This window comes from Mesorhizobium sp. P3_A9 (assembly GCF_056402975.1).
This window is the reverse complement of the sequence record NZ_JBFUGJ010000452.1, coordinates 1-3,950: the sequence shown is the minus strand read 5'-3', so window position 1 is coordinate 3,950 and position 3,950 is coordinate 1. Positions and strand designations below refer to the sequence as shown.

Genomic DNA, 3,950 nt, shown 5'->3' with positions numbered 1-3,950 from the left:
AAGGAAGCACGACCACAGAAGGTTCAGAATTTGGTGGCCCTGATCCCGGTAATGACAGGGTATAGGGGATCAACAACGTCGAGGCTTGCGCRGTCGATCTCCTCGAAAGCGAGGCCCTGCAGAAAGGCTGTGGCGGCCAGAACATTGCCGAATTGCTGCACCTCCACTGCGGCGGAGCCAAACCTTTCCTCGAACAGGCGTCGTGCAGCACTCTGAGTCATGGCCCAGAACCACTTTTCTGGCCCGTCTTGAGCATCAATGGAGGTGATGCCTGGAACCGTCCCCAGCACAACGCCTCCTGGCGCCAAGGCGCGATGGATCGTGGCAAGTGCACCCCGCACGTCGTAGATCATGTGCAGCGTCTGGGTCACGATGATGCAGTCAAGGCGCCCGCCCTCCACGGCATTCTCGTTCTGAAGATCGATGCGCATTGTGGCGTTAGGATTGGCACTCTCCGGCGAATCGATAATGTCGGAAGACACAACCCGCTCCAGTCCGAAACGGAACGTGTAGGCATTGTCGCCAATTTCCGCGACACGCCCTTGAATATCCTGCGCATGGCGCCGCAGAAAACTCTCGATGTAGTATCGGTCAAGCGGCATGCCGCGATCGCCGCCGAATTTCCGGCTTATGGGCTCGACCTCGCCGAGGTCTCCAAAGACGACCGAACCAGGTGCCGGGACGGCTCTCATCTTGGATTCAACCCTGAGGACCTATGGAGCGGTGAAAATCTTGCTTGGGCCGTCATGACTTCGCTGTGAAGGCTTGGTTGGAGTGGATGCGTCATGATCGATGACCGCTCGTTCCACAGCAGATCGCTGGCACAAGGGAGTGGTTCTGGCTCAGCCATCAGCTTTCTTCCTCGCTGCGTTCGCATTTTGACCGCTGGGGGCAGTAGTCTTTGCGTCCTTTGAGTGAGCTGCCAACGCAGGGCCCGCCCCGGTCGCCTTACGCATGTCCCCGCTGCGCTTTTCTGGCTGCTCTTTTTTCCTCAAGAGCCCTGAAAAATACTTGCCGAAGAATCCCATCATTTCCTCCTCGATTAAGCGATTCAGCCAGGCCTAATACGAATTTGCCGCGAGATGATTTGTTCCCTCCGGGAGCAACGTCCCTACTATTTCCTCCTGTTTCGTGGTGACAGCCAAGGGATCACGGGGCACATACCAGTTCAGGCTTCTCGGTTCAGCGCAGGACCGTTACGTCATTTGATGTCGTCGTTTTTGACCTCGGCGGTGGAACGTCCTTACGAGATTGACGTTGGCGCTGATCTCTACTCGAGGTCATTTCGGTATGGTGATGTTCGCCGAGAGCCAGGCTCAGCAGATAGCCGAAAACGGATTGCTTTCGACCGAAGAGAAGATTGCGCAGTTGCGAGCATTGGAAGTACATCCGGACGCGTCAGGATCGAACCCTCGTTGGCTGATGAGGTCAGTCTGTAAGAAAGCTCGTCGATGCGAGCTTTTTGTCTTCGGGGCACTGCGGAAAGCATTTCGGCGGTCTGACCCGCCCGATATACGAAAGGGCCAGATTGGTGCATATAATGGTCGGATAACCCGCCTTCTCCAATAGAGGGCGAGTCGATTGACGTTAGTCGATTACCGCTACAGCAAGCCGGCCCGACTACGGTCTTGACGTTGGTCGCGATGCGGGCGAATTTTGTGAGCGTCGATCCACCCTCGCTATCGAGGACGCGCAATGCAGGGCAGGAGGTCCCAGGAGCGGACGGGCCAGTACCCTTTAGATGATCTCCCAACGAAGCACGGCCTGTCCGGGACAGTCTGCGACGGTCATTCTCAATCTTCATGCACCACCCCGGCCGCGCTGCAATGCTGCCTCCGTGGCTGTCAAAGAAGCGATCATRCAGCGCCAAGCTGGCCGGCTGACAAACCTTCTCATCGACTAGGGCACGATCTACAGGACGCGCGGAGGCCTCCCGCTATCGCATTGACCTCCGTGACTACGGCGCGCCTTCTTGAAGGTCCGACAATTTCACGCCCATACCTGCTGTGGGGACGAGAACGTGTCGCCGTGAATGTTTCTCGGTTTTGGCCATCGCGCAGTCAAAGCCTCTCTGTGTGCGGCTGGGCCGGGGCCGGACCCGGAAGGATCAGGGTGACACAGCCGCGTGTGCTCGAAATGGGGTGGAACGAAAGGCGTGACCGACGGGAGGGACGGTTGCCAGTAGGTGTTTTACTTTCGGCTGGGTGAAGTCATAGGGCTATTTTGCCCAGGTTTTTGAAGATTGTGAGGAGTGAGGCCGTTGAGGGTCTTCAGCACCCGCATGTTTGCTTCCAGCCTCGGCAATTGACTGAAGATCCCGCCTGTAAGCTCAGATTGCGGCGCAAATTCAACCATTTTCGCGCCCATGCCCTTCAGGCGGTCAATAGGGCCGCAAGGTCCGTCGCCCGCTGGCTCCCGGCCAGCGGGCGCCTTTGCACAATAGACCGCGCATTTGACCCGCCGAAACACGGGGCCTTACGAACTCGTTTGTGCACCAAAGGAGCATGCTGGGCGGAGATCGCGGTGAAGGCCGTCGAGGGCGAAGACGGGATATGCCGACGCGAACTCGGGATGTCATCCCACCCAACGGTACATTTACGCTCAAGGAGTGCCCCACTGTACGCAGCAGAGGTGCAACTCGGTGTCGTGCTGATCCATGGCTATCGCGACACCRTCGCCATCGCACCAACCTGAGTGAGCTAATTATCGCGCTGCCGGAAACGCGAAACGACGTGATGGGGACTGGAGCATAAACCCGCATTGAATCAAATCAAATCACGTTGCTCGACCAAAATGCGGTTGCCGATATCACCAAGGAACGTTACTTCGCCGGTAAGCCCGCCTCCCGCATAAGTGGCGAGGAAGCCGCGGGCGAAACTCGCAACTTAGGGCCACGGGACGCGATGCGCTAGAGACAGGACCTCTAACGCTTTGCCACCGTTTCACGCAGCGGCCCGTTGCGGGTCGGCGGCCGATATCTTGTGACCAACTTGACCGTGCTAATACCGACCGTGACGCGCCCCAGCACCTGCACTGTGACCCTTTCTAGATCCTCATCAACGTGAACAACTTCCCCTTCGAATCTCATCTTGTCGCCAGGCTTCGCTGCGGGATCGATGGTCGAGTAAGGGTGCAGAGCGGTCGGAATATGCAGCGCCACGCGATCCTTGATGCGCTCGCCAACCGTGGCGACAATCGCCACCTTGTCCCCGATGTTGATCTGCCGAGCCATCCATAGAATCCTGGAGCAGCATATCTATTCGTCAAGGGTTGCTAATATATGAGGCGTGAACTGACTTAACGCCCGGCGTCTCTGGCCGCCGCCGTGCCGCTGTCAGCTTTTGGAGCGTCGCGAAAATCGCCGTCGATATCAGACTGTGCCCAGCGTTCATGAAATCTGACCTGGCGACGGTCGCGCATGACTACCGACTTGTCGCAGGTCTGGAAGCGGTAGAAATGCCTCCGCTCGTCGGCTAGGTCGCTGTCGTGCTTCCGTTCAATTGGAGGCCCGATATTTGCAACGTCATTCATCGGCTGCGGGCCTTTGCCTCGCGCCAGAGTCTCACGCTCATTGGCCGCTCATTGGCATGCGCCGACGCGGGCCGATATTTATGGACGGTAAGCCGCGTGATCTCAGCGAGCTCGATCACGATCAGGCAGCGACGAGCTTCAAAGTCGCCTAGGCGCATTTGCAGACCACTGGCTCCCAGCCGCGCATGCCTAGGATGCGAGATTGCTGTTTATTATGCCAAGGATTAGTGCGGCAAGCGGGATTGCACCTGTAGGATTCAGATGGGCTTACCTGGATATTGTGAGGCGGCCGGGCCGGTATCGCTGACACCAGATAGAAATAGCAGCAATTAGTACCAATCAGAGGGAGTAGCGATTGATCCGCCTGTCGTGTCTGCTGGCAAGCGCGCCATTCGATCTTGACGGGGAACCAATGTGCC

General features: G+C 57.7%; 3 protein-coding genes. All 3 read right to left on the bottom strand.

Translation table 11 applies throughout. From position 1 onward, the window contains the following. Positions 1 to 23: 23 nt before the first annotated feature. On the bottom strand, positions 24 to 692 hold the full coding sequence (locus AC1DX0_RS32290) for a methyltransferase domain-containing protein (protein WP_477358454.1): 669 nt from the start codon (positions 690 to 692) through the stop codon (positions 24 to 26). A 2,231-nt stretch (positions 693 to 2,923) separates the two neighbouring features. Then, the gene (locus AC1DX0_RS32285; protein WP_477223634.1) at positions 2,924 to 3,232 is read right to left on the bottom strand and encodes a hypothetical protein; all 309 of its coding nucleotides are present in this window, start codon (positions 3,230 to 3,232) and stop codon (positions 2,924 to 2,926) included. Between the two features lie 65 nt (positions 3,233 to 3,297). Then, complete coding sequence (locus AC1DX0_RS32280; RefSeq protein ID WP_477223635.1) at positions 3,298 to 3,531, bottom strand: hypothetical protein; 234 nt, start codon at positions 3,529 to 3,531, stop codon at positions 3,298 to 3,300. Positions 3,532 to 3,950: the final 419 nt, after the last annotated feature.

Bases quoted from the DNA above. Each gene is read 5' to 3' on its own strand.
- AC1DX0_RS32280 (WP_477223635.1), bottom strand. From the start codon at position 3,531: ATGAATGACGTTGCAAATATCGGGCCTCCAATTGAACGGAAGCACGAC.
- AC1DX0_RS32285 (WP_477223634.1), bottom strand. From the start codon at position 3,232: ATGGCTCGGCAGATCAACATCGGGGACAAGGTGGCGATTGTCGCCACG.